The sequence below is a fragment of the Collinsella sp. LCP19S3_A6 genome, from assembly GCF_052122015.1.
GTDB lineage: Bacteria > Actinomycetota > Coriobacteriia > Coriobacteriales > Coriobacteriaceae > Collinsella.
Window position 1 is genome coordinate 78,413 of record NZ_JBQKDD010000003.1, and the last position, 23,374, is coordinate 101,786.

The window sequence follows — 23,374 nt, forward strand, 5'->3', positions numbered from 1 at the left end:
ACGACAGCGGCCCTGCGCCTCACAGGAGGCGCAGGGCCGCTTTGCATTGCAGTAAAACCGCCGGCTACGAACGACGCGGCTCGGGAACCACGAGCCTATCGGGGCTCGCGCCCTCGGCATCCATCAGGCTCACGTAGCGAATCGACGGATCCTCATACGTTGAGTAATAGTAATTGCCCGTGCGCGCGCTAAAGCATCCGGTGTAGATAGTCTTCTCGAACTTGCCGTCACCCATCTTGGACGCACCCTCGATCATCGCCACCCCCTCGAGCGAGCGGAACATGCGAATGACGTTCTCGGCCTCGCTGTCTTTTTGCGGGTAATTGGCATTGAGGTATGCCGCCTTTACAAAACGGCTCGGCGAATAGCAGTCACCCGGAATACCGCGCATGCCGGCACCCGCGCCATAGGGCTTGAGCTCGGCGCCACGCCATGTCGCCGTCTGAGGAAAATCGCTTGTGGCGGTGATATAGGTGCGCAGGTTTTCCATGTGCCACGGGAAGGTCGGCTGATTGGCAAGGGTGTCGACCGGATCGTCGTATACATGCAGACCGTCAGCCATCATCTCGACCACGATGCTGCGCCGGCTGTCGCCGATAATCCAATGGAGCAGCGACACACCCAGCCCCTCTCCGGCAGATTTGGCAACAATCACCGTGTCGCGCAGCGCAGCCTCGACCTCGTCGACCGTCGAGAACGTCGCTGCCACCCACAGGGGAAACTCATAGGCCGCGATATTGGTCTTGCCATCAACCGGGTCCTCGGCATACTCGGCATAACCGGGAAAGTTGAGCCCTGCCACAGCCAGACCCGCATCGTTACCACAGTCGAAAAACATAGGATAGTTCTTGTAATCGATGCACATGCCGATTACCGCGTGTGCCGCCGACGCATCGTCGATAAACGAATACGGGATATGGAACCCGCGGGGCATCACGCGAACCTGTTGGCCGTAGCTAAAGCTCCAGTCGAGGTTGCGACCCAGATACATGTTGCCGGAATTATCGGTAAATCGAATGCTCGTGCACATGGCGCCTCCTAGCCATACGTCCTTGTTAAGCTCATTGTTACCAAACAAATAGGCGCTAAACACAAAAGCCCGGACATGACAATAACGTCACGCCCGGACCACACAAGCAAGATAAACTCAACCAAGTCAACCTCGCAGGTCGTCTAAGGGGTCAAAGTACCGCAGATTGCCACGAAAGAGGAGCGAAGCGTACTTAAGGTACGCGAGCGACGATTGAGCGGCAAGGTGCGGTACTTTGGTCCCCTTAGACCAACTTTCCAAGACAGTGATCGATCATATGCTGGATCATCTGTGCCTCAAAGCCCGTGTAGTCGCGGCGGCACTCCTTCATCTTGCCGTCGACGATCTGGTCAAAGGCAACCTTGCACTTGATATAGCGCGTGGACTTGGTGATTTCGTCGTGCGTCAGGCAGCTCTCCTCCATCTTGCTGGCGCCCAGGCCAAACACCAGACGGGGGTTGTAGAGCACGTGGGGCTCGCCGGCGTCGTCCAGATAGACGCAGACCTTCTTGGTGACGCCAATCTGGTTGGCGGCAAGGCAGCCGGCGTCCTCGAGCGACTTGATGGTATCGATCAGGTCCTGTGCGACCGACTCGTCCTCGACAGTCGCAACCTCGCAACGCTGGGACAGGATAGCCTCGTCGCGGCAGAGCTCTTTAATCATACGTTCCTCCAAAGAGTTCAATGTAACTGCTTAAGTATACGGTACCTACACATTTTCATGCGAAAAATACCGTCCGCCTGTTACAAAGCGCCGAACTTCAACATGCGAGAAACATCGACCTTCCAAAGGCGATATAGTAGGTAAGTTCGTGTCAATCGGCCTAAACTCGGGGCCGAACAAGGAAAGGGTATGCATGGACGAACTTTTTCACGTCAGCGAGCGCAAGTCCACAATCGGGACCGAACTTCGCGCTGGACTGACAACATTCCTGGCGATGGCCTACATCATCGCCGTCAACCCTGCGGTGCTCTCGGGCGCTGGCATCGATGCGGGAGCGCTCGCCTGCGCCACCTGTCTGGGCGCCGGCATCATGACCATCTGCATGGGCATCTTCGCCAACCGCCCGCTCGCCTGTGCGTCGGGCCTGGGCATCAACGCCATGATTGCGGGCATCACCGCCACCATGTGCGGCGGTGACTGGCACGTTGCCATGAGTGTTATCTTCCTCGAAGGTATCATCATCTTGCTACTCGTCCTTTGCGGCCTGCGCGAGGCCATCATGGACGCCATCCCCGTGGTCCTGCGCCACGCCATCTCGGTGGGTCTGGGCCTGTTTATCGCCATGATCGGCCTGTGCGACGCCGGTATCATCACCGCTGGCGCCGGTACGCTCGTCGGCCTGGGCGATATCGCTTCCCCCACCTTTATCGTCGGCATCATCTCCATCGTCGTGACGGTTGCCCTTGCTTCCCGCAACGTGCCGGGCTCACTGCTCATCGGCATCATCGTCGCCGTCATCGCCGGTATCCCGCTGGGCGTCACCCATGCGCCCGAGGGTCTCATCGCACCGCTCGACTTCTCGACCTTTGGCGCCCCGTTTGCCAGCACTGCTGATGGCAACATGGCCATCGTGAAGGTCCTGACCGACCCGATGCTGCTCGTCGTTGCCTTCTCGCTGCTCATGAGTGACTTCTTCGACACCATGGGCACCGCGATGGCCGTCGCCAAGCAGGGCGAGTTCTTGACCGAGGACGGCAATGTCGAGGACATCCGTCCCATCCTGGTCGTCGACTCCGTGGCCGCCGCTGCCGGTGGCTTTATGGGCGTCTCCTCCATCACCACCTTCGTCGAGTCCACCTCTGGTGCTGCCGACGGTGGCCGCACCGGCCTCACCTCCGTCACCACCGGCGTGCTGTTCATTCTCGCCGCGTTCTTCTCCCCCATCGTCACCATCGTTTCCAGCGCCGCCACCTGCGGTGCTCTGGTCTACGTCGGCTACCTCATGATGAGCGAGGCCTCCGAGATCGACTGGTCCGACGTGTCGCAGGGTTTCCCAGCGTTCATGATTGTCGCCGGCGTGCCCTTCACCTACTCCATCTCTGCCGGCATCGGTCTGGGCTTTATCGCCTTCGTGGTTGTCGCGCTCTTTAAGGGCGAGGCCTCCAAGATCAAGCCGCTCATGTGGATCGCAGCACTCGCCTTCCTCGTCTACTTCTTTGTAGCGTAAGGGCAAAGCTGCCAAAGCAAAACCTCAAGGCGCAGAGTCGTATCAAGCGGCTCTGCGCCTTTCTTTTAGCGACGGTCCCTACGCCGACGTGCGACAATCGTATTTGTAGATGTCGAAATGCAGAGAGAAGCTTGTCATGGAAGCGCGTCAAAAGCAGATAACCATTCATTCAAGGCATGTCGAAAGCGCGCCCGTCATTTTCCTTCCCGCGGTCATGGGTGACGGCACCGAGGTCTATAGCCGTTGTCTTGAGCTTGATTGCCCGCCATTCACCCTGGTCGCCATTGGCGGGCTCAATTGGAATCGCGAGCTGAGCCCTTGGGAATGCGACGGAACCGTGCGCGATGCCGAGCCCTTTGGTGGTCAGGCGTCCGAGTTTCTCGATGAACTGCTGAATCGGATAATCCCAGAGGTCGAGCCATCACTTCCCTGCCCGCCTACCTGGCGCGGCATTGCCGGTTACTCATTGGCGGGTCTCTTTTCGCTTTGGTCGCTCTGGCAGACCGATGCCTTTAACCGTGCCGCAAGCGCATCGGGGTCCCTATGGTTTCCCGGATTTGTCGATTACGCACACGGGCACACGATGCCAGCCGCGCCCAACGCCGTCTATCTATCACTCGGCAAAAAGGAGACCAAGACGCCCAACCGCATGATGCGGCACGTACTCGACGACACGCGCGCAATGGAAAAACTACTCGGCGACCGAGGCATCCCCGCGACCTTCGAGCTCAACCCCGGTAACCACTTTGCCCAAACCGATGTGCGCATGGCCCGCGGCATACACTGGATACTGACGCATTAAAAATGGCGCCCACGCGTACGCACGGGCGCCATTTTTTTGATTTAGCTGAACACAACTACTACTCGACAGTCTCCTCAAGTTCAGAAACGGCGAACTCAAAGTCGTTGCCAGGCAGAATCGCGTTGAGCACGATGCCCACCAGCGAGCCCACGGCAAGGCCCGAAAGCGAAATCGTCACGCCGCCCAGCTCCAGCACGATGGCACCGGCGGCGCTGTAGGCAATGCCGAGTGAAAGCACGAGCACCAGAGCGGCCACCAGCACGTTGCGGTTGTTCTGGAAATCGACCTGGTTCTCGATGAGGTTACGGACGCCCACGGCGCTGATCATGCCATAGAGCACGAGCGACACGCCGCCGATAACGCATGCCGGCATGGCGGCGATCACGGCAGCGAACTTGGGGCAGAACGAAAGCACGATGGCGCAGCACGCGGCAATGCGAATCACGCGCGGGTCAAACACACGCGTCAGGGCGAGCACGCCGGTGTTCTCGCCATACGTGGTGTTGGCCGGAGCGCCAAAGAGCGAAGCCAGAATCGTGGCGAGACCATCACCGAGCAGCGTGCGATGCAGGCCGGGATCGGCGATGTAGTTGCGCTCGCAGGTGGAGCCAATAGCGGATATATCGCCGATATGCTCGATCATGGTTGCAAAGGCCAGCGGCATGATGGTGATGATGGCCGTCGTGGCAAGGCCGCTATCGAACTGCGGCCCAAAGAGTGCAAACACCGTGTTGTCCCACACGACGGGCAAGCCAAGCCAGGGAGCGGCTGCGACGCCGGAGAAATCGACCTCGCCCAGCGCAGCCGCAACGGAATAGCTCACCACGACGCCCAGTAAAATCGGCACGATCTTGACCATGCCGCGACCCCAAATATTGCAGATGACGATTACGGCGACGGCAACCACGGCAACGAGCCAGTTAGTCTGGCAGTTGGCAATAGCGGAACTCGCCAGGATCAGACCGACCGAAATGACAATGGGGCCAGTCACCACCGGCGGGAAGAAGCGCATGACGCGCTTGGCGCCAAACGCGCGGAAGAGCGCCGCAAGCACCGGGTAGAGCAAACCAGCGCAGGCAACGCCCAGACAAGCGTAGGGCAATAGCTCGGCCTCGCCGTTGGGCGCGATTGCGGCATAACCGGCAATAAAGGCAAACGATGAGCCCAAAAATGCGGGGACCTTACCGCGTGACAGGAAGTGGAATAGTAGCGTGCCCAAGCCGGCAAACAAAAGCGTTGCCGATACCGAAAGGCCGGTGAGCACGGGCACCAGCACCGTGGCACCAAACATGGCAAACAGGTGCTGCAGACCGAGCAGGAACATGCGCGGGCGGCCGAGCGACGAAGCGTCGTAGATGGCATCGGTGACGGCGGGCGTCGAGGACTGGGACATGGATGTCCTTTCGAATGGAAGGGCGCTCGGGAATAGCGGATAACCTGCCCGAACGATACGGTCCGAACCATTGTACGCGATACGCCATGTCTCGCACGCGCCGTCGCTTGCAAGCGGTACCGCTATTTCCAAACACGCTCGGCAATACGCTTGACCAGCGCGATCTTTGCCCACTGCTCACCTTCGGTCAGCTTGTTGCCAATCTCGCAGCTGGCAAAGCCACACTGCGGAGACAGATACAGATTCTCAAGCGGCACGTACTTTGCTGCCTCATGAATACGCTCGACGGTCGCGTCCTCGTCCTCGAGCTCGGCTGCCTTGGTGGTCACCAGGCCCAACACGACCTTCTTACCGGGCGCAACATACCTGAGCGGCTCAAAGCCACCGGCACGCGGAGTGTCGAACTCCAGATAGAACGCGTCGACGTCCTCATGCGCAAACAGGTACGGGGCGATGGGATCATAGCCGCCCTCAAAGGCATAAGTAGAGTGGTAGTTGCCACGGCATACATGCGTATTGATCACCAAGTCGTCAGGCTTGCCCGCGATGGCGGCATTGTTGAGCGCCACGCCCAGCTCGCTCACCTTTTGCAGGTCAACCGGGCTCATGCCGGTCTTGGACACAAAGTCAGTATCGCAATAGATGCCCCAGGTGCAGTCATCAAATTGGATGTTGCGGCAACCCGCGGCATACAGATCGGCAATCACGGTGCGGTATGCCGCGGCGATGGCATCGGCGAGCTCTTCGTCGGTCTTGTAGACGGCGTGCAGGCTCTCCTGCTGGCCATCGCAGCGGTCGAGCGTGACTTCGGAGAACGTCTGGATCGGCGCCGGAATGGTTTGCCGCGCGACCTGGCCCTTGCCCTCAAGCGCCTTGACAAACTTGAAGTGCTCGACGAACGGATGGTTCTCGCCGCTAATAGGTCCGGTCACCACGGCGGTGTCGGCGGTAGTCTCCTCATCGTGGAACATATAGCCCGTACGCGAGGTGCGGCGCTCGATGCCGTTGAGACCCCACATAAAATCGAGGTGCCAGTAGCTGCGGCGGAACTCGCCATCGGTGATGACCTGTAGGCCGGCGGCCTTTTGCTTTGCCACCAAATCGCGAATGGCCTCGTCCTCGACTGCCTTAAGTCCCTCGGCATCAAGCGCGCCTGCCGCATAGGCAGCGCGGGCGTCCTTTACGGCCTGCGGACGAAGAAAACTGCCGACGATATCGGCGCGAAACGGCGCTTTGAGCTGGGTGGAATTGCTCATAGGAATCTCCTTTTGCATGGAATGCTTTGGCGAGAAAGAGTATGAGCGCACTCCTGGTTATCGTAAAATATGCGTTTATATATGTTTGCCATATAGTTTTCCTATAGCCATTTCGACAGCCCAAGACAGCAACATCAAACGCTACCGGTTAGATATGCCTCCGGATGGCCTCGACATAAGCCTGTCCATAGCGCGTGAGCGTCGTATTCTTGCGCGTGATAATGCCAATCTCCATGTATTCATCCACATCGAGCGGAATCGAGATAATACCGGGGCCATTAAGCTCGTGGCTAATCACGCCCGAACACACCGTGTAGCCGTTGAGACCCATGGCTAGGTTGAACAAGGTCGCACGGTCGCGCACGCGGATATTCTTGCGGCGCTCAAACGTCGAGGTCAGTTCCTCGGAATAGTAAAACGAGTTGTAGCTGCCCTGTTCATAGGATAGGAACGGATAGTCTTCCAAGTCCTCGAGCGTCACGCTGGCGTGGTCCGCCAGTGGATGGTCGGCGCATACAAAGACGTGCGGCGTGGCGCAGAAGAGTCCTTCGAATACGAGCTCGTTGGCCACCAGCATGCGCTCGATAACCTCGCGGTTATGTTCGGATAAGTACAGAATGCCCAGTTCACTCTTCATGTGCGCGACATCTTCGATGATCTCGTGAGTCTGTTCCTCGCGCAGGGTAAAGTCGTAGCGCGCGGCATCGAACTCACGGATCACGTCGACAAACGCATTAACGGCAAAGGAATAATGCTGACAGCTCACACTAAAGTGCGGCACTTGCTCGGATGCGCCCTTGTACTTGCCCTCGAGCAGGTCGGCCTGATCGAGTACCTGGCGCGCGTAGCCCAAGAATGTCTCGCCTTCCTCGGACACAATGACGCCCTTGTTGGTGCGCTCAAAGATGTGCACACCCATCTCGTTTTCGAGATCGCGAATCGACGCGGTAATCGAAGGCTGCGACACAAAGAGCCGGCGCGAGGCCTCGGTAATGCTGCCGCATTCGGCAACCTTAACAACATACCTGAGCTGCTGAAGCTTCATGACTTTCTCCCTAGACGTTCGTGACGCCATGACCCGTCGCGTCCATCTGGCGCATAAACAACGGCATCGCCCCCGTCGCGGCGCAGGCGGCAATCTGATGCAGAGCCCCGGCAACCGCATCGTCTGCCGCAGCGCCGATATGCCAACGCGCGGCAGCCGTGACGGCCTCATTGGCATTGGCGACTGCAACGGAGTTGGAAACGGCATTAATCATGGGCAGATCGTTATCGGAATCGCCGAACACCGCCACCTCGTCGGGCGTCAGGCCCAAAGCACGCGCCAGCTCCAGCGTGGCACAGCCCTTGTCCCAACCAGCCGGAAGGATGTCAAACAGGCGCACTCGGTTGTTGGGAAACACGAGCGAAAGTTCCGGCACCTCGGCGGCAACGCGCTCGCGTAGCTCCGCGAGCCCCTCACGCGAACGGGCACTCCAGATATTCGCCTTGAACACCGGCGCGTCACCGACAACGGGACGGCACGGGGCCTCTTCGCCTTTGAGCCACGCGTTGCCGCCCGACTCCATAGCGCGACGCACGCGCCCAGGATCGCTCGTCACGCAATAGGCGTCATTGTCCCAAAAGTCATCACCCAGGCTGTAGACCTTCAGATAGGTATCGTCGGTCTCTTGCTCCAAGTAGTCAGCCAAGCGAATAAGGGCGGTGTTGTCGGTCGCATGCGAGGCTACCACCTCGCCGTCGACAAACATGACCTGGCCGTTGCAGAACGCACCGGTCGAGAAGCACTCGGAGCGATTACGAAACATCCAGCCCATCGCGGACGGCTGACGGCCCGAAACCGGGCCAAAGTGCAGGCCCGCCGCCTGCATGGCATGAATGCCCTCGATGGCGTAGTCGCTGGCGCCGTCATGCCCGGCTGGAATCAGCGTATCGTCCATATCGGTCAGCACAAGTTTGATCATAGAGTCCCCCAGTCATTTTCACCGTATCCATTGTAGCGACCTGCCAAAAAGGGACAGGTTTATTTTGGCAGGTTTTATCTGGGAAAATGCAACGACCCAGTTGCCACCTGCCAAAATAAACCTGTCCCTTTTTGGCAGGTGCGCTAGTATAGGGAACAACAGATTCGATGCGGGAGTGCCGGCGGTGCAAACCACAAGGCTGAGAGGGCATGGGGCTCAATCCTTTGAACCTGTCAGTTAATGCTGGCGTAGGGAGCATGCCGCCTTTACAGGGGCGCTGTCTATGCACAGCGCCCCTTTTCTATGCCAAGGAGGCATGTGCAGTGATTGATTCGAAACAGCTTAAACAAAATGTGGTCAAGGCCGTGGAGGAGATTCGCGCCACCAACCCGATGGCCGGCTCCATCACCAACACGGTGACGATCGACTTTGTCGCCAACGCGCAGCTCGCCGTAGGCGGTTCGGCCGCCATGGTCTATCTGCCCGACGAGGGCGAGGCGCTCGTTGCAGGCGGCGGCTCCATCTATCTCAACATGGGCACGCTCTTCCCCATCTACGAGCAGACGATTCCCCGTGCGGCCAAAGCGGCACACGACGCCGGCAAACCTTGGGTGCTCGATCCGGTGGGCCTGGGCATCGGTAGCCTGCGCACCCAGCTGGTAAACGAGCTCAAGCAGTACAAGCCCGCCATCGTGCGCGGCAACGCCTCCGAGATCATCGCGCTCGCCGGCCTGTGGGGTCTTGAAGGCGAGGCGGCTGACCTGAGCCGCGTGCGCGGTGTCGATACCACCGATACGGTCGACGCCGCCCGCGGCGCTGCCGTGGCACTCGCCCGCTACACCGGCGGCGCCGTAGTGGTCTCGGGCGAAGTCGACCTGATTACCGACGGCACGACCGTGGCCAAGTCCCACGGCGGCAGCCCGCTCATGTCCAAGATTACCGGCTGTGGCTGCTCGCAGGGCGGCGTCCTGGCCGTGTACGCTTGCGCCGCCGATCCGTTTACGGCAGCCATCTGCGGTACCGCTGTCTACAACGTTGCCGGCACGCGTGCCGCCGCTGTCGCTGATGCCCCGGCAAGCTTTAAGGTCGCCTTTATCGACGAACTCTACCGCGCGACCGCTCAGGATATTGCGAATAACCACCTCGAGCTCGAGGAGGCATAAGTCATGTCCGAACCCGCAACCGCTGCCGACATGAACACACTCGTCGCCGTAGCCATCGCCCCGTGCGGCACAGGCGACGAGCTGTCCGCCGAGGTCGCCGAGGTCGTGCGCGTCATTCGCGAGAGCGGCCTTCCCAACCGCACCACCTCGATGTTCACCGAGATCGAGGGCGACTGGGACGAGGTCATGCAGGTCGTACGCGACGCAACCTTTGTGTTGGCAAGCAAGGGCATCCGCACCGAAGTCGTTCTCAAAGCCGATATTCGACCCGGTTTTACCGACACCATGACCGGCAAACTCGAGCGCATGGAAGCGCAAATCAAAAAGCAGGAGGAAGCACGATGAGCATCCGCGACAACCTTGATATCTCGGCCTATCTGGTACTCGGCCCCGAAAACACGCTGGGACGTCCCGTGGGCGATGTGGTAGCGCAGGCGCTCGATGCCGGCTTTACCTGCATCCAGGTGCGCTCCAAGGTGGCAAGTGCCCGCGAGATCATCGCGCTGACGGGCGACGCCGCGCAGGCTATCGCTCGCGCCGGCAAGACCGGCAAGGTCGCCCTGCTTATCGACGACCGTCTGGACTGCGTACTCGCCGCACGCGAACAGGGTATCGCCGTCGACGGCGTGCATGTGGGCCAGAGCGATATTCCCGTCGAGGTCTGCCGCAAGCTTCTGGGCCCCGATGCCATCGTGGGCCTTTCGGCCCGTTGCGAGGAAATGCTCGAGTACGTCAAGACCGCCGACATGAGCCTAGTCGACTACCTGGGCATCGGCCCGCTCCACGAGACCGAGACCAAGCGCGACTGTGGACGCGCGGCAGATGGCTCCATCATCACCAAGAGCTTTGAGGACCTGGCCGCGCTCCATGAGGCAAGCCCCGTTCCCATCGTGGTCGGCGGCGGCGTCAAAAAAGCCGATCTGCCGCAGCTCAAGGCCACCGGCGTCGACGGCTTCTTTGTGGTGAGCGCCGTCTGCAGCGCTGACGACCCCCGTGTCGCAGCCACGGAGCTTGTCGATGCCTGGCAACAGGCATAGGCATAGGCCGAGCAGCTGATTCGCAGCCTCATATCTTCAATAGCGCAAAGCGCATCCCAGTTTGGACCTCCATTCTGGGATGCGTTTTCCATATAGAGAGTCAGCGGGAAACTGTGTCCCAGTCTAGACGTAGATTCCGGGATGCACTTTCCGGAATCCGCCGTCTGGGAAACTGTATCCCGTTCTGGGCGCAAATTCTGGGACATGCTTTCCGAAATCCGCCCAACGGGAAACTGTGTCCCAAACTACGGCCGAAAAGTGGGGCACGCTTTCCCGAGCGGTCTCCATGGGAAACTATGCCCCATTTCGAAGGCTCATTCTGAGATGCACTTTCCGCCGAGTCAGCGACCGTGGCTCTACCCTGCCAGATACACCTCTAGTGCGGGCAACGTGGCCTCCGCATCACGCCGACCGACCTGGTAGATACGTTCGAGCTCCTCTGGCTCACGACACAGCGATGGCACCTTCACCGATTCGCTCGGACGCACCACAAAAACCTCGTCGCCGGCCTCGCGACGCGTCAGGTCATCGAGCGTGGCGTTATAAACCTCGTGCCGGTGCTCAAGCGCCGCGACAAACTCTGGATAGCGGCGAAACACGCGGCGCAGCATAGGCATCAAGCTATTGGGTTGTTTCACAAAGCCCGCCGGCTGCGTCAGCACCACGATGTTACGGTCATACCCCTGCGCAAACAGCCATGCGCTGGGAATAGAATCGGCCACACCGCCATCCAGATATCGATGTCCATCAATCCAGACGGGCTTGGTCGCCACGGGAATCGCCGACGATGCCCGAATCCACTCGATATCGCGCTCGTCGCCATACGGCAGATCGTGATAGACGGCCTTGCCCGTCTCGATATCGGTACACACGCACGTAAATCGCATGGGGCAGGCGCGATACGCCTCTAAGTCGATAGGATCGCGCTCAAGCGGCACCTCATGATAGGCAAAATCGGCATTGAACATGTCACCGGTTCGCAACCAGCTTGTCACGCTCGCATAGCGCTTGTCGGCACAATAGGCTTTGTTGTAGCGAATGGCGCGGCCGATCTGGCGCGATTTAAAGTTGTAGCCAAACGCCGCGCCCGCCGAGACACCCACCATATGATCGCAGGTCAAACCGTGCTCCATCCAAACGTCGAGCACGCCCGCCGTATACATACCGCGGTAGCCGCCTCCCTCGAGCGCAAGCCCCACTGTGTGTGATGTCTCCGGCTGTGCCATGCAACCATCTCCGTTCCCATGCTTTTGAACTCAACAAGTATATCTGTCAACGTATGCCGTCAAAAACGTGTTTATAAGCATTTATCGAACGTTTCCCAATGCATTCCCCATGCCGTACCGCAATGCCCCTAGATGGCCTTAGGCATGAACGCCCTTAAGAACGTTGCGGGATAAACATCGCCCGCACCATGCCAACGTCATCGCACGCAACGTGAGATAATTCTCAGCAGAAGTCACCGACAGCAGAGGGAGTTTGTGATGAAGGTTCTTTTGGTCAACGGCAGTCCCAAGGCAAACGGAAACACCGCCCGGGCGCTCGCCGAAGTCGCCGAGCAGCTCAATGCCGAAGGCATTGATACCGAGGTGTTTCAGCTGGGCGCCAAGCCCATTCGTGATTGTATCGGTTGCGGCCAGTGTGGCAAGCTTGGGGGTCGCTGCACCTTTGACGACGACGTGGTGAACGAGCTCATCGCTGCCGCTGAGCAGGCAGACGGCTTTGTCTTTGGCTCACCCGTCTACTATGCGCACCCCAGCGGACGCATCCTTTCGGCCCTCGACCGCGCCTTCTATGCGGGCGGGCACGCCTTTGCGCACAAACCCGGCGCCGCGGTCGCTGTCGCCCGTCGCGGTGGCACGTCGACCACCTTCGATGTGCTCAACAAGTACTTCACCATCAACCAGATGCCCGTAGTCGCCTCCACGTACTGGAACAACGTCTTTGGTCGCGTGCCCGGCGACGCCGATGGGGATGCCGAGGGCCTTGCCACCATGCGCAACATCGGCAAGAACATGGCCTGGCTCCTGCAATGTATCGAAGCAGGACAGGCCGCCGGCATCAGCGCGTCCGAAGCCGATCGCGAGCGCACCAACTTCATTCGATAAGTCCAGCGGTGGTCACCTCGACGTTCTATCAATGTCAGCGAAAAGCCAGCTGATGAGGCAAGGTGCCTTGAAAGAGGAGGGCGCTGGGCTGTTGCCCGCGCCCGACGATTGAAAGGCAGATTGCCCATCAGATGGCTTTGCAGCGTCGAGGTGACCGCCGTTCGTTAGAACGGCGGAACATGCTATGAACGTGCAAATCTTCGGCACCAAAAAGTCCTTCGATACCAAGAAGGCCCAACGCTATTTTAAGGAACGCCGCATTAAGGTGCAGTTTATTGACCTTAGGGAAAAGGAGATGAGCAAAGGCGAGCTCACGAGCGTGATGCAGGCGGTCGGCGGCATCGACAAGCTGCTCAACCCCAAAGCCAAGGACGAGGAGACACTCGCACTTATCCAGCACCTCACTCCCAGCCAGCGCTTTGATAAGCTGCTCGAGAATCAGCAGGCACTGGCCGAGCCCATCGTGCGCAACGGCAAAAAGGCCACCGTCGGTTATTGCCCCGATGTATGGGGAGCCTGGGAGTAGCCTGTGTTATTTGCCGGCGCGTGGGTATAAGAGCAGGCGTTTGGCATATGATTTTACTGTAAGCCATGTCTAACAAAGGAGGGCACATGCCCAACAAACCCGTGAAGATCATCATGCTTACCGGATACCTCGGTGCCGGCAAGACCACGCTGCTCAACCATATCCTCGCCAACGACGGCGGTATCCGCGCCGCCGTGATCGTCAACGATATCGGTGAGATCAACGTCGACGCCAGCCTTATCGCCGACGGTGGCCTTTCCGAGACCGACGACCTCATCCCGCTCACCAACGGCTGCATCTGCTGCACGCTTTCGGACGACCTGGCCAACCAGCTGCAGGGCATTGCCGATTCGGGCAAGTTCGACTACATCATCATCGAGGCCTCCGGTATTTGCGAGCCTATCCCCATCGCCTACACCATCTCGAGCTTCTGCGACGAGGCCAAAGTGGGCGGCGAACCCAAGCTCGCGCTCGACAACATCGTTGCCGTGGTCGACTGCGCCCGCATGTACGACGAGTTCAACGGCGGTCGCGACCTGCTGGCCGAGGATATCGACGAGGACGACATCGAGAGCCTGCTCATCCAGCAGATCGAGTTTTGCTCCACGCTGATCCTCAACAAGACCGATACCGTGAGCCCTGAGCAGATCGCCGAGCTCAAGGCCATCGTGCGCAGCCTGCAGAAGGACGCCGTGATTATCGAGGCTCAAAACGGCGAGGTCCCCATGGAGGAGCTGCTCGATACCGATCGCTTCGACTTTATGCGCGCCTACAACTCCGCCGCCTGGATCGAGGCCATGGAGCATCCCGAGGAGCACGACGACCCCGAGGTGCTCGAGTACGACATCGAGACCTTTGTGTACTCGCGCCGTAAGCCGTTTGACCTGCAGAAGTTCACCGATTTTGTTGAGCAGGAGTGGCCCGACGAGGTCATTCGCGTCAAGGGTCCGCTGTGGCAGACCGGCGATCCGGACATGTGCTACATGTTCGAGCAGGCCGGCCGCCAGATGCGCCTGATGGAGAACGGCTTGTTCGTTGACTCGGCGCCCGAGGGCGAGAAACAGAAGATCATCGACGAGAACCCCGAGATCATGCAGATTTGGGACGACGAGACGGGCGACCGCATGACGAGCCTGTGCATCATCGGCCGTCACATGGACAAGGATGCGCTCATCGCCGCCCTTGATGCCTGCCTGACCGACTGGCACCGCGCTTAGGTTATCCAAGTGGGCGTTTTCCGCCCACGTAACCATCAAACCACCACGAAGGTGACTGTGAACTGCGCCCCGAAACTTGGACTGAATAAATAGCGACTACGCCGCAAGGGCCCGGTTCCGGAACTCCTCCGGCGTCAGGCCCTTCAATCTTACCTGCCTGCGCCGCGTGTTCCAATGGGCTATGTACTCCTCCAGGTCGCGCTTGAAGTCCTCGAAGCTGCCCCACTCCCTGCCGCGGTAGAACTCGTCCTTCACGTGGCCGAAGAGCTGCTCGGTGGCGGCGTTGTCGATGCAGTTCCCCTTGCGCGACATGCTCTGGGTGATGCCCGCCCCCTCCAGCCTGGAGGTGTAGGACTCGTGCTGGTACTGCCAGCCCATGTCCGAGTGCATGGTCGGTGCCGCCCCGTCGGGCAGGGCCTCGAGGAGCCGGTCGAGCATCCTGTGCTGCTGGGCGAGGTCCGGAGAGGTCGATATGTCGCTCGCCACGATCTCCTTCGTGCAGAAGTCGAGCACCGGGGCCCAGTAGGCCTTGGCGCCGGCGACCTTGAACTCGGTGACGTCGGTGCCGAGCTTCTGCCACGGCCCCTCGGCGCCGAAATCCCTCGCGATGACGTTCTCGAACGTGCTCCCCACGAGCCCCCTGTAGGAGCTGTACCGGCGGCGGGAGCCCCGGCGGCGTATCGCGCACCGGATGCCCATCTCGCGCATCATCTTGAGCACGGTCTTGTCGGCCACGACCGCGCCCAGCTCGGCGCGCAGGCACATGGCTATCTGCCGGTGCCCGCAGCCGTTGGCGGTGCGCGAGAATATCTCGGCCGCGGCGTCGCGCAGCTCGGGCCTGGTCGGCCTCCGCGGGTGCGCCAGCGCGTAGTAGTAGGTCGACCTCCTGAGCCCCGAGCACTCCAGCAGGTGGCGCAGGGAGTGCCCCTCCGCCCTCAGCGCCCTCACCGCCTCGGCCGCCGCCCTGGTCAGAGCCCGTCCCGCTCGACCAGGGCGCGCAATTTTTTTAGGTAGGCGACCTCGGCCTCGAGCCTGCGGCAGCGCTCCTCGAGCTCCTGCTCGCGGGTGCGGGCCCGGGGTTTCGACCTCGACCCCCTCGGCCTGCCCTTCGGTCCGGGCCGCAGCGCCTCGGCGCCGCCCTCGCGGTAGAGCCTGCACCAGCGCTCCAGCGGGGACTTCGACCTGATCCCGAACTCGGCCATGGCGTCGGTCTTCGCCATCCCGCCGTCGACCACGGCCGACGCCGCGGCGACCCTCTGCTCGAATGTGTACCTGGATTGTTTCCCGCCCATGGACAGCAGCGCCTCGCTTCCGAACGCCCGGTATACCCACTGCCATTCTCTCACGGTCTCGCGGGGGACGGACAGGGCCTCGGCCGCCGGCTTGCAGCCGACGCCGGCGTCGAAGAGCTCGACGGCCCGCCTCCTGGACTCCAGGTCGTGCTTCACCCTGAGGTCTATACTCATGGAAAACCTCCCATTTCCCGATGTCCAAGAAATGGGAGGCAGTTCAACTGCCCCTTCGTGGTGGTTTTTCGTTCTATGCCAAGGAGATTCATGTTCAATATCGTACTGTATGCGCCCGAGATTCCGGCTAATACGGGTAATATCGGCCGTACCTGCGTGGTCACCGGCGCCCGCCTGCATCTGGTGGAGCCACTGGGCTTTTCGCTCGACGACAAAACGGTGCGTCGCGCCGGCCTGGGCTACTGGCAAAACTTGGACGTGACGACTTATGCCAGCTGGGAGGATTTCCTTGTGCGCAATGACCTCTCCCCCGCCGACGACCGCTTGCATCTGCTGACCAAAAAGGCACGCCGAACCTATGCGCAAAGCACTTACCGTGACGGCGACTATTTGGTCTTTGGCAGCGAAAGCTCGGGGATTCCCGAAGGGCTGCTCGCCGCAGCGCCCGAGCGCTGCGAGCGCATCCCCATGCTGCGCGATTGTGACTCACTCGACAACGCCGAGGCCTGGGAAGCCCACGAGGAATCGCTCGGACATACCGAGGGCGGCCATGAGGCCATCCTTCGGCAGGATATCTGCGGCAACTTCGTCAATCCGGACGACTACCGCATCAGCGCACTCAACCTCTCCAACAGCGCCGCCATCGTCCTCTACGAGGCCTTGCGCCAAACAGGTTTTGCTGGCATGTAGCAAACCTGCCATTTGGAGACGGGGTAGAAATGGTAGATTTTCAAACCCTCTAACCCTTGAGAAATTGGTTTTGGCATCAAAGCGACAAAGGGCTGCCCCTTTGTCGCTTTGCCTATAGATTGCGGCCGGTAATGCTCTTGGAGCAGGCCGCGATGTCCCCCGGCGTGCCGGCGCAGACGACTTGCCCGCCCGCATCGCCACCGCCCGGCCCCATGTCGATCACATAATCGGCATTGCGGATAAGGTCGAGATCGTGCTCGATCACGATAACCGTGGCGCCCTTGGCGACGAGGCCGTCAAACACGTTCAGCAGCACCTGAACATCGAGCGGATGCAGGCCGATCGTGGGCTCGTCGAATACGAATACGGCATCGTCCTGCACGCGGCCCATCTCGCTCGCAAGCTTTAAACGCTGCGCCTCGCCGCCCGAAAGCGCCGGCGTGGGCTCACCGAGTGTAAGATAGCCCAAGCCCAGGTCGTGCAAGGTCAGCAAGCGCGCCTGAACCTTCTTGAGCCCCACCGTGGCGTCGAGAGCCTCGTCCACGCTCATGGACATGAGCTGCGGCAACGCAAGCTTGCTCCCGTCCTTGCCCTCGCGATGGATATGCGACGCCGTGTCTGCATAACGTGAGCCGCGACATGCCGGGCAGGTGATCTCGACATCGGGCAAAAACTGCACGTCGAGCGATATCGAGCCTGTGCCATCGCACGTAGGGCAGCGCAAGGCACCGGTGTTGTAGCTAAAGGCACCCGCCTTGTAGCCGGCTGCCTTGGCCTCGGGCGTACGGGCGAAGGCACGACGCAACTCATCATGGATGCCGGCATATGTCGCTACCGTCGAGCGCACGTTGGCGCCGATAGGTGTAGCGTCAATCAGGTTTGCGCGTGCGATACCCTCGGCGTCGACCCAGCGCACATGGCTTGGCAGGCGCTCGCCAGCTGCCTGGGCCTTAAGCGCCGGGATGAGTGTCTCGAGCACCAACGTCGTCTTACCCGAACCCGAAACGCCCGTCACCGCGACAAGGCGACCGCGCGGTATATCGACTTCGAGCGGTTTGACGGTATGGATGGCATCGGTTGCCATGCGGATGTGGCCCTGATCGAACATTTCCTCGTCAGTCACCTGCGGACGCATACGCTTGGGGTCTGCGCGCAAAAACGGGGCGATGCGGCTGCCCTGCGATTGTTCGACCTCGTCCACCGTGCCAGCGGCAATCACATTACCGCCGCCTGCTCCGGCAACGGGGCCCATCTCGACCAGATAGTCGGCTTCCACCAGCACACGTGTATCGTGGTCGACAACAACCACGGTGTTGCCGTCATCCACCAGATCGCGCATCACGCCCACTAAGCCGTCGACATTGGCAGGATGCAAGCCGATTGAAGGCTCGTCCAACACATAGAGCACGCCCGTCGATCGGTTGCGCACCACGCGGGCGAGCTGCACGCGCTGACGCTCGCCCGTGGAGAGCGTGGCGCCGGCGCGATCGAGCGAAAGGTAGTCGAGACCCAGATCGACCAGGCGACGGGCCGCGCTCAAAAACGAATCGCAGATATCCATCGCCATGGGCCGCATCTCGGCCGGCAAGGATACGGGCACCCCGTGCACCCACTCAATCGCCTCGCCCAGCGTCATGGCCGCGGCCTGCGCCAGATTGATACCGCGCACCTGGGGCTGGCGGGCGGTCTCAGAGAGACGCGTGCCGCCACAGTCACGACATGGCCCCTCGCGCAAAAAGCGCGCCACGCGTTTTAAGCCCTTGTCGTCCTTAACCTTGGCGAGCGCGTTCTCAACGGTATAGACGGCGTTGTAATAGGTGAAGTCGAGCGGCGTGGCACCCTCGCCGTTTTTGGGAACGTAGAGAATGTGCTTCTTAACCGCTGGACCGTGGAACACAATGTCGCGCTCTTGAGGCGTGAGCTGGTTAAACGGCACGTCGGTGCGCACGCCCATCTCGCCTGCCACCTGCTTCATCAGGTCCCACATGAGCGTGCCCCAGGGAAGCACCGCGCCTTCGTTGATGGTCTTTGACTCATCGGGCACCAGGCTCGCCTCGTCTACCTCGCGCATGACACCGGTGCCGCCGCAGGTAGGGCACGCGCCGCCGCTGTTAAAGGCAAGGTCCTCGGCACCCGGCGCGTAGAACTCACAGCCGCACTCGGGGCACGTGAGCGACAGGCCCGCGGCCACGTTAAGGCTCGGCTCCACGCGCGTCCCGCAATGCGGGCACACGTGATGGGCGCAACGGCTAAAGAGCAGACGCAGGCTATTGTTGAGCTCGGTCATGGTACCAAAGGTCGAGCGCACACCCGGCACGCTGGGACGCTGATGCAATGCGAGCGCCGCCGGTACGTGCAGCACCTCGTCTACCTGGGCATGTTCGGCCTGCGTCAGACGACGGCGGGTATAGGTGCTAAGCGCCTCCAGGTAGCGACGCGAGCCCTCGGCGTAAAGAACGCCCAGTGCCAGCGAACTCTTGCCCGAACCCGATACGCCAGCAATACCCACGAGCTTTCCCAGCGGAATATCGATATCGATGTCCTTGAGGTTGTGCACACGCGCGCCACGTACCTCTATAGCCTGCGGGCTCATCTTCTGTTCCGTCACCTTTATCACCCTACTCATGCCATAAAACGCGGTCGCGGATGTACTCGCCCAGCATGGGCACGGTAAACCGGACGAGGCCGTATCCGGCAGCCTCGATGACGCGCTCGCGAATCAGGCTTGCGCGATATTTACTCGCCCAGCTTTGGGTGCGGTCGCAGCGCCCAATGATGTCAGCCATGCGCGTCGGCTTGCCCCCATCAGCCGCCATGGCCTCAATAAAGAGGCGCTGCGGACTGCGCAACCCGTAATACAAGGGAGCGTCCACTGCTTCATAGAACTCGGAGATGGCATCGGCGTAGCCAGCCTCGACATCGCACACTTCAATGACCCGCGAGTCACGCCGGACAGCAGACCTCCACATGTAATATCCCACCAGCTGAACCATATAGGGATGCCCCATGCTCTTGCGCGCCGCAAGGTCCGCCGTCTCCGCATCAACGCAAAGACCAGTGCCTTTGACCGTCTGGATATATGAATCGCGCACTTTGGGCAAAGAAATCGCCCCCAGCGTACGCTGCTGGGCGCGGCGCAAAAACGTTACGCTCGGCTCTTCGAGCAAGTCATCAACCATGCTGGGCAAGCCGGCAAAAACCAGCGCAAGACCGCGCTGGTCGCTATCGGGCAAGCCCGTAGCATCCTGGTCTCCGAGCACCTGCTGATAGAGAACGGCCAGCGCCGCCAGCTCCTCGATAGATGCCGATTGGGCCTCGTCAATCGCAAACAGTAAGCCCTTTCCCGGCCCGAGTTTCTCGAGGCGTTCGTTGACTAACCCGCGCAACGTCTCGCCTTTTGCCCGCGCCGCCTCGACCGACATTCGGCCAAACGACGGCCCGAACTCCATTGACGTCACAACGGGTTTATTCGAGCGAAGCGCGTCGGCCAAGCGGTCGCATAGGCCAAGCGAGGCGGAATCGGAGACAACCGCCCATCCGCGCTCGCTAGCTAAACGCTGCAGCTCCCGCAAGAGAACTGTTTTGCCACAGCCGCGGTTTCCCGTAATGAGCATGAGCCTGCCCGGCGCTCCGGCGCCGTTATCGAGCCCTTCCTCGAAATCTTCGGTGACCGACTCGCGGCCGATGAGTATCGGAGGCCGCTTGCCAGCCGTGGGCTTAAAGGGATTTGGATTCATGTCGGCCTCCTCGGATTGGCAAACCCTGGTAACAGTTATACCAACTTATACCGAGTTATACCAACAGGATGCGACAAAGAGACTGACCCTCTATCACCTATGGCGGAAAACTCGACGTCCGCCGCTCGCCAGGGGCGGAAGGTGGCAGGATCGACCTTTACGTGGGCTGCCTCGGGGACGTCGTACCACTTGACAGTGTAGCCAGCGCCGTGAGAGCAAAAGACCGAGTCGGGCGTGTTGGGTAGATCGGCCTCGGGCTCATAGGCGACAGTCTCGATGACGCGCTCGGCATCATGGCATGCCGCATAACCGGCAAACTCCAGGTACAGATGCCCGCGACCGCTCGTGTAGGCGGCCACCTCCAGCGCATAATCCTGCACCTCAGATGCCGGCACGCGACCCACAAGCTTTGCCCGTTCGCCCGCCATCGTCGGCGGCTCGTACTCGGCACCCATGCGCGTGGCGTCTGACAACGCCCTGCCCACACACTCCCCCGGCACCTCGAGCTCAAAGCGATACCACGGCTCCAACAGCACCGCCGCGCCGGCCTCACGCGCCTGCATGAGCCCCTGGCGAATCGCGCGGTACGTGGCCTGGCGAAAGTCGCCGCCCTCGGTGTGTTTGGCATGCGCGCGACCGCCCGTGAGTGTAATGCGCACATCGGTAATGGGCGAGCCGGTCAGCACGCCCAGGTGATCGCGCTCCATGGCGTTGGTGAGCGCCAGGCGTTGCCAGTTAAGATCGAGCTCGTCGGTCGAAGTCACGGTGCCAAACTGCACGCCCGAACCCGCCGGCAACGGCTCTAGGCGCAGATGCACCTCGGCATAGTGGCGCAGCGGCTCAAAGTGGCCCACGCCCTCGACCGGCTGCGAAATGGTCTCCTTATAGAGAATGCCGCCGGGCTCAAACGAAATCGAAAGGCCAAAGCGATCGGCCAACACCCGCTGCACGACCTCGAGTTGCACGGCGCCCATCAGCTGCAGGTGAATCTGCTCCAGATGAGTATTCCAGCTTACGCCGAGCATGGGGTCTTCGTCCGCCAACTCAGTCAGCGCTTTAAACACCGCATGGACATCGTGTTCACCCGGAAGCACCGTATAGGTGAGGACCGGAGCGATGACGGGCGCATCACACACGGGCTCCGCACCCAAGGCGTCCCCTGGGCGAACGTGCGCAAGACCCGTCACGGCACAAATACCGCCAGCAGCAACTTCTTGGGCAAGCTCATACTTTTCGCCGTTATAGATGCGCACCTGATCGACCTTCTGCTCCCATACCTCGGCACCGGAACGTCCGCTGATCATCTGTTTTGCACACAGCGTGCCGCCGGTCACTTTAACCCATGCCAAGCGCTCGCCGCGATCCCCGCGGCTGACACGATAGACGCGCGCGGCAAACTCCGGAATCCATATCTGTTCGCGCATCAGCACGCATATGCCATCCAGCAGCTCGCTCACGCCCTGGTCCTTGAGCGCCGAGCCGGCAAAGCAGGGAAAGAGCTTGCGCTCGGCAACCATGCGCGACAGAGTTGCGACGGAAAGCTCACCTGCCTCAAGAAACTCCTCGAGCGCCGCCTCGTCCAACGCAGCAGCGTCCTCCTGAACGGCGCCGCCCTCCAGCAGTTCGTTGGCATCCAGGCAGCCTTCGGAAAGACGCCGCCCAAGTTGTGCCAGCAAAACATCGCGGCCGGGATTCTCCAAATCGATTTTGTTGATATAGATGAACGTCGGAATGTCATAGCGTTCAAGCAGGCGCCACAGGGTTTCGGTGTGCCCCTGCACGCCGTCGTTGGCGCCCACAACTAAAATCGCGTAGTCGAGTGCGCGCAGCGTGCGCTCCGCCTCGGCAGAAAAATCGACATGCCCCGGTGCATCCACGAGCATGACGCGGGTATCACCGTGGTCGAGCACGGCCTGCGACGAGAAAATCGTAATGCCGCGCTCGCGCTCGATCGCGTTAGTGTCCAGATGCGAATCGCCATCGTCCACGCGGCCGCGCTTACGAATGCGACCCGCATCGAACAGCATGGCCTCGGCCAGCGTGGTCTTGCCAGCATCGACATGCGCCAAGATTCCAACGACCGCTTGCTTCGACATGGCTCTCCTCTTATTGCAAGCCCGTCGCACGCGGAAACGGGCGCTCTCATTCCACACTGGATGATACAATTTACGGGCCGGCGGGCGAAGCGGGCCCTATCCCCCGACCGAGCTCATCGCCCCGCGTTGCCGTGCGGCGATTTTCGTAGGTTCGCGCCTTGCGAAAGCCGGCACCTCCCCTTTTTGCCTGCCCGGGCTCATCCGGGGCGGCAACAACGCGAACCCCACAACAGCGAGGAGTCACCATGAAGACATTGCTCAACGAGTTCAAGGAATTCATCAATCGCGGCAACGTGATGGACATGGCCGTCGGCGTGATTATCGGCGGCGCATTCACCGCCATCGTGACCTCACTTACCGATAACATCATCAACCCGCTTATCTCCGTGATTGCCGGCGGTAGCGCTACCGAGATCTCGGGGCTGGTGGTGCCGGGCACTAATATCGACTTTGGCGCCTTTATCGGCTCGTGCATCAATTTTTTGATTGTGGCGGCAATCGTCTTTGCCATCGTCAAGGCATTCAACAAGGCGCAGGAGATCGGCGACAGGCTCGCCGGTGCCACCGCCGAGGAAGCCGCACCGGCGCCCGTCTGTCCGTATTGCCTGGAAGAGGTGCACGAAGGCGCGACCAAGTGTTGCCACTGCGGAAGCGAGCTGCCCCAAGCGTAGGTGCCTTAGAGCCGACAGCGAGCGACATCTACCACCTTGCAAAACAG

22 protein-coding genes are annotated in these 23,374 nt (G+C 60.7%); 10 read left to right on the forward strand and 12 right to left on the reverse strand.

Annotated elements, in window-relative coordinates; all coding sequences use genetic code 11:
- Positions 1 to 64: 64 nt before the first annotated feature.
- Both bsh and ACTQVX_RS02690 read right to left on the reverse strand, forming a co-directional pair.
- The gene (bsh, locus tag ACTQVX_RS02685) at positions 65 to 1,030 is read right to left on the reverse strand and encodes a choloylglycine hydrolase (RefSeq protein ID WP_427719772.1); all 966 of its coding nucleotides are present in this window, start codon (positions 1,028 to 1,030) and stop codon (positions 65 to 67) included.
- A gap of 244 nt (positions 1,031 to 1,274) precedes the next feature.
- A complete protein-coding gene (locus ACTQVX_RS02690; protein ID WP_154517060.1) occupies positions 1,275 to 1,694 on the reverse strand; it encodes a peptide deformylase in 420 nt (139 codons plus the stop codon).
- A 193-nt stretch (positions 1,695 to 1,887) separates the two neighbouring features.
- Here ACTQVX_RS02690 and ACTQVX_RS02695 point away from each other — a divergent pair, with 193 nt between their 5' ends.
- Positions 1,888 to 3,201: an NCS2 family permease gene (locus ACTQVX_RS02695; RefSeq protein ID WP_441041839.1), complete on the forward strand. Its 1,314-nt coding sequence runs from the start codon at positions 1,888 to 1,890 to the stop codon at positions 3,199 to 3,201.
- 136 nt (positions 3,202 to 3,337) lie between these two features.
- A complete protein-coding gene (locus ACTQVX_RS02700) occupies positions 3,338 to 4,003 on the forward strand; it encodes an alpha/beta hydrolase (RefSeq protein ID WP_441055726.1) in 666 nt (221 codons plus the stop codon).
- A 58-nt stretch (positions 4,004 to 4,061) separates the two neighbouring features.
- Here ACTQVX_RS02700 and ACTQVX_RS02705 read toward each other — a convergent pair whose 3' ends face one another.
- The 4 genes from ACTQVX_RS02705 to ACTQVX_RS02720 all read right to left on the reverse strand — a co-directional run bounded on the left by ACTQVX_RS02705 (position 4,062) and on the right by ACTQVX_RS02720 (position 8,616).
- Positions 4,062 to 5,396 (reverse strand): uracil-xanthine permease family protein, encoded by a 1,335-nt coding sequence (locus tag ACTQVX_RS02705; protein ID WP_441560124.1) that lies wholly within the window; start codon positions 5,394 to 5,396, stop codon positions 4,062 to 4,064.
- 122 nt (positions 5,397 to 5,518) lie between these two features.
- Complete coding sequence (locus tag ACTQVX_RS02710) at positions 5,519 to 6,652, reverse strand: 5-methyltetrahydropteroyltriglutamate--homocysteine S-methyltransferase (RefSeq protein ID WP_441033515.1); 1,134 nt, start codon at positions 6,650 to 6,652, stop codon at positions 5,519 to 5,521.
- Between the two features lie 148 nt (positions 6,653 to 6,800).
- Positions 6,801 to 7,697 (reverse strand): LysR family transcriptional regulator, encoded by an 897-nt coding sequence (locus ACTQVX_RS02715; RefSeq protein WP_441033512.1) that lies wholly within the window; start codon positions 7,695 to 7,697, stop codon positions 6,801 to 6,803.
- A 10-nt stretch (positions 7,698 to 7,707) separates the two neighbouring features.
- Positions 7,708 to 8,616, reverse strand: coding sequence for an HAD-IIB family hydrolase (locus ACTQVX_RS02720; protein ID WP_441033509.1), 909 nt, complete (start codon positions 8,614 to 8,616; stop codon positions 7,708 to 7,710).
- Between the two features lie 323 nt (positions 8,617 to 8,939).
- Between ACTQVX_RS02720 and thiM the strand changes: the two genes are divergently transcribed.
- From thiM to ACTQVX_RS02735, 3 genes are read left to right on the forward strand one after another with little or no spacing between them, the layout of a single operon-like run.
- Positions 8,940 to 9,779, forward strand: coding sequence for a hydroxyethylthiazole kinase (gene thiM, locus ACTQVX_RS02725; protein WP_441033713.1), 840 nt, complete (start codon positions 8,940 to 8,942; stop codon positions 9,777 to 9,779).
- Positions 9,780 to 9,782: 3 nt separating this feature from the next.
- Positions 9,783 to 10,124 (forward strand): thiamine-binding protein, encoded by a 342-nt coding sequence (locus ACTQVX_RS02730; RefSeq protein WP_427719764.1) that lies wholly within the window; start codon positions 9,783 to 9,785, stop codon positions 10,122 to 10,124.
- Positions 10,121 to 10,816 (forward strand): thiamine phosphate synthase, encoded by a 696-nt coding sequence (locus ACTQVX_RS02735; protein WP_441033709.1) that lies wholly within the window; start codon positions 10,121 to 10,123, stop codon positions 10,814 to 10,816. Before ACTQVX_RS02730 ends, ACTQVX_RS02735 begins: the two co-directional genes overlap by 4 nt.
- Positions 10,817 to 11,172: 356 nt before the next feature.
- Here the strand turns inward: ACTQVX_RS02735 and ACTQVX_RS02740 are convergent, their stop codons facing one another.
- A complete protein-coding gene (locus ACTQVX_RS02740; protein ID WP_441033706.1) occupies positions 11,173 to 12,042 on the reverse strand; it encodes a patatin-like phospholipase family protein in 870 nt (289 codons plus the stop codon).
- A gap of 258 nt (positions 12,043 to 12,300) precedes the next feature.
- On the opposite strand from ACTQVX_RS02740, the gene ACTQVX_RS02745 reads away from it, so the two are divergent.
- From ACTQVX_RS02745 to ACTQVX_RS02755, 3 genes are all read left to right on the forward strand, one after another.
- On the forward strand, positions 12,301 to 12,924 hold the full coding sequence (locus ACTQVX_RS02745; RefSeq protein WP_441033704.1) for a flavodoxin family protein: 624 nt from the start codon (positions 12,301 to 12,303) through the stop codon (positions 12,922 to 12,924).
- Positions 12,925 to 13,108: 184 nt separating this feature from the next.
- Positions 13,109 to 13,450 carry an arsenate reductase family protein gene (locus ACTQVX_RS02750; protein WP_441033702.1) on the forward strand — a complete coding sequence of 114 codons (342 nt, stop codon included), beginning with the start codon at positions 13,109 to 13,111 and terminating at the stop codon, positions 13,448 to 13,450.
- An 86-nt stretch (positions 13,451 to 13,536) separates the two neighbouring features.
- On the forward strand, positions 13,537 to 14,667 hold the full coding sequence (locus ACTQVX_RS02755) for a GTP-binding protein (RefSeq protein ID WP_441033699.1): 1,131 nt from the start codon (positions 13,537 to 13,539) through the stop codon (positions 14,665 to 14,667).
- Between the two features lie 96 nt (positions 14,668 to 14,763).
- Here ACTQVX_RS02755 and ACTQVX_RS02760 read toward each other — a convergent pair whose 3' ends face one another.
- Entirely contained in the window at positions 14,764 to 15,615 is an 852-nt protein-coding gene (locus ACTQVX_RS02760) for an IS3 family transposase (protein ID WP_370450575.1), read from the reverse strand.
- A gap of 20 nt (positions 15,616 to 15,635) precedes the next feature.
- Entirely contained in the window at positions 15,636 to 16,133 is a 498-nt protein-coding gene (locus tag ACTQVX_RS02765) for a helix-turn-helix domain-containing protein (RefSeq protein WP_099431658.1), read from the reverse strand.
- A gap of 90 nt (positions 16,134 to 16,223) precedes the next feature.
- Between ACTQVX_RS02765 and ACTQVX_RS02770 the strand changes: the two genes are divergently transcribed.
- Positions 16,224 to 16,823, forward strand: a complete 600-nt coding sequence (locus ACTQVX_RS02770; RefSeq protein WP_441038873.1) for a tRNA (cytidine(34)-2'-O)-methyltransferase — start codon at positions 16,224 to 16,226, stop codon at positions 16,821 to 16,823.
- A gap of 112 nt (positions 16,824 to 16,935) precedes the next feature.
- On the opposite strand, the gene ACTQVX_RS02775 is transcribed toward ACTQVX_RS02770, so the two are convergent.
- From ACTQVX_RS02775 to ACTQVX_RS02785, 3 genes are read right to left on the reverse strand one after another with little or no spacing between them, the layout of a single operon-like run.
- Positions 16,936 to 19,449 (reverse strand): excinuclease ABC subunit UvrA, encoded by a 2,514-nt coding sequence (locus ACTQVX_RS02775; protein WP_441032501.1) that lies wholly within the window; start codon positions 19,447 to 19,449, stop codon positions 16,936 to 16,938.
- The gene (locus ACTQVX_RS02780) at positions 19,442 to 20,560 is read right to left on the reverse strand and encodes an AAA family ATPase (protein WP_441032503.1); all 1,119 of its coding nucleotides are present in this window, start codon (positions 20,558 to 20,560) and stop codon (positions 19,442 to 19,444) included. Before ACTQVX_RS02780 ends, ACTQVX_RS02775 begins: the two co-directional genes overlap by 8 nt.
- Before the next feature lie 35 nt (positions 20,561 to 20,595).
- On the reverse strand, positions 20,596 to 22,656 hold the full coding sequence (locus ACTQVX_RS02785; protein WP_441032505.1) for a GTP-binding protein: 2,061 nt from the start codon (positions 22,654 to 22,656) through the stop codon (positions 20,596 to 20,598).
- 245 nt (positions 22,657 to 22,901) lie between these two features.
- Here ACTQVX_RS02785 and mscL point away from each other — a divergent pair, with 245 nt between their 5' ends.
- Positions 22,902 to 23,327 (forward strand): large conductance mechanosensitive channel protein MscL, encoded by a 426-nt coding sequence (gene mscL / locus ACTQVX_RS02790; RefSeq protein ID WP_441032507.1) that lies wholly within the window; start codon positions 22,902 to 22,904, stop codon positions 23,325 to 23,327.
- Positions 23,328 to 23,374: the final 47 nt, after the last annotated feature.

Excerpts from the sequence above, each read along its gene's own strand:
- bsh (WP_427719772.1), bottom strand. The coding sequence starts at position 1,030 with ATGTGCACGAGCATTCGATTTACCGATAATTCCGGCAACATGTATCTG.
- ACTQVX_RS02690 (WP_154517060.1), bottom strand. The coding sequence starts at position 1,694 with ATGATTAAAGAGCTCTGCCGCGACGAGGCTATCCTGTCCCAGCGTTGC.
- ACTQVX_RS02695 (WP_441041839.1), top strand. The coding sequence starts at position 1,888 with ATGGACGAACTTTTTCACGTCAGCGAGCGCAAGTCCACAATCGGGACC.
- ACTQVX_RS02700 (WP_441055726.1), top strand. The coding sequence starts at position 3,338 with ATGGAAGCGCGTCAAAAGCAGATAACCATTCATTCAAGGCATGTCGAA.
- ACTQVX_RS02705 (WP_441560124.1), bottom strand. The coding sequence starts at position 5,396 with ATGTCCCAGTCCTCGACGCCCGCCGTCACCGATGCCATCTACGACGCT.
- ACTQVX_RS02710 (WP_441033515.1), bottom strand. The coding sequence starts at position 6,652 with ATGAGCAATTCCACCCAGCTCAAAGCGCCGTTTCGCGCCGATATCGTC.
- ACTQVX_RS02715 (WP_441033512.1), bottom strand. The coding sequence starts at position 7,697 with ATGAAGCTTCAGCAGCTCAGGTATGTTGTTAAGGTTGCCGAATGCGGC.
- ACTQVX_RS02720 (WP_441033509.1), bottom strand. The coding sequence starts at position 8,616 with ATGATCAAACTTGTGCTGACCGATATGGACGATACGCTGATTCCAGCC.
- ACTQVX_RS02730 (WP_427719764.1), top strand. The coding sequence starts at position 9,783 with ATGTCCGAACCCGCAACCGCTGCCGACATGAACACACTCGTCGCCGTA.
- ACTQVX_RS02735 (WP_441033709.1), top strand. The coding sequence starts at position 10,121 with ATGAGCATCCGCGACAACCTTGATATCTCGGCCTATCTGGTACTCGGC.
- ACTQVX_RS02740 (WP_441033706.1), bottom strand. The coding sequence starts at position 12,042 with ATGGCACAGCCGGAGACATCACACACAGTGGGGCTTGCGCTCGAGGGA.
- ACTQVX_RS02745 (WP_441033704.1), top strand. The coding sequence starts at position 12,301 with ATGAAGGTTCTTTTGGTCAACGGCAGTCCCAAGGCAAACGGAAACACC.
- ACTQVX_RS02750 (WP_441033702.1), top strand. The coding sequence starts at position 13,109 with ATGAACGTGCAAATCTTCGGCACCAAAAAGTCCTTCGATACCAAGAAG.
- ACTQVX_RS02755 (WP_441033699.1), top strand. The coding sequence starts at position 13,537 with ATGCCCAACAAACCCGTGAAGATCATCATGCTTACCGGATACCTCGGT.
- ACTQVX_RS02765 (WP_099431658.1), bottom strand. The coding sequence starts at position 16,133 with ATGAGTATAGACCTCAGGGTGAAGCACGACCTGGAGTCCAGGAGGCGG.
- ACTQVX_RS02770 (WP_441038873.1), top strand. The coding sequence starts at position 16,224 with ATGTTCAATATCGTACTGTATGCGCCCGAGATTCCGGCTAATACGGGT.
- ACTQVX_RS02775 (WP_441032501.1), bottom strand. The coding sequence starts at position 19,449 with ATGAGTAGGGTGATAAAGGTGACGGAACAGAAGATGAGCCCGCAGGCT.
- ACTQVX_RS02780 (WP_441032503.1), bottom strand. The coding sequence starts at position 20,560 with ATGAATCCAAATCCCTTTAAGCCCACGGCTGGCAAGCGGCCTCCGATA.
- ACTQVX_RS02785 (WP_441032505.1), bottom strand. The coding sequence starts at position 22,656 with ATGTCGAAGCAAGCGGTCGTTGGAATCTTGGCGCATGTCGATGCTGGC.
- mscL (WP_441032507.1), top strand. The coding sequence starts at position 22,902 with ATGAAGACATTGCTCAACGAGTTCAAGGAATTCATCAATCGCGGCAAC.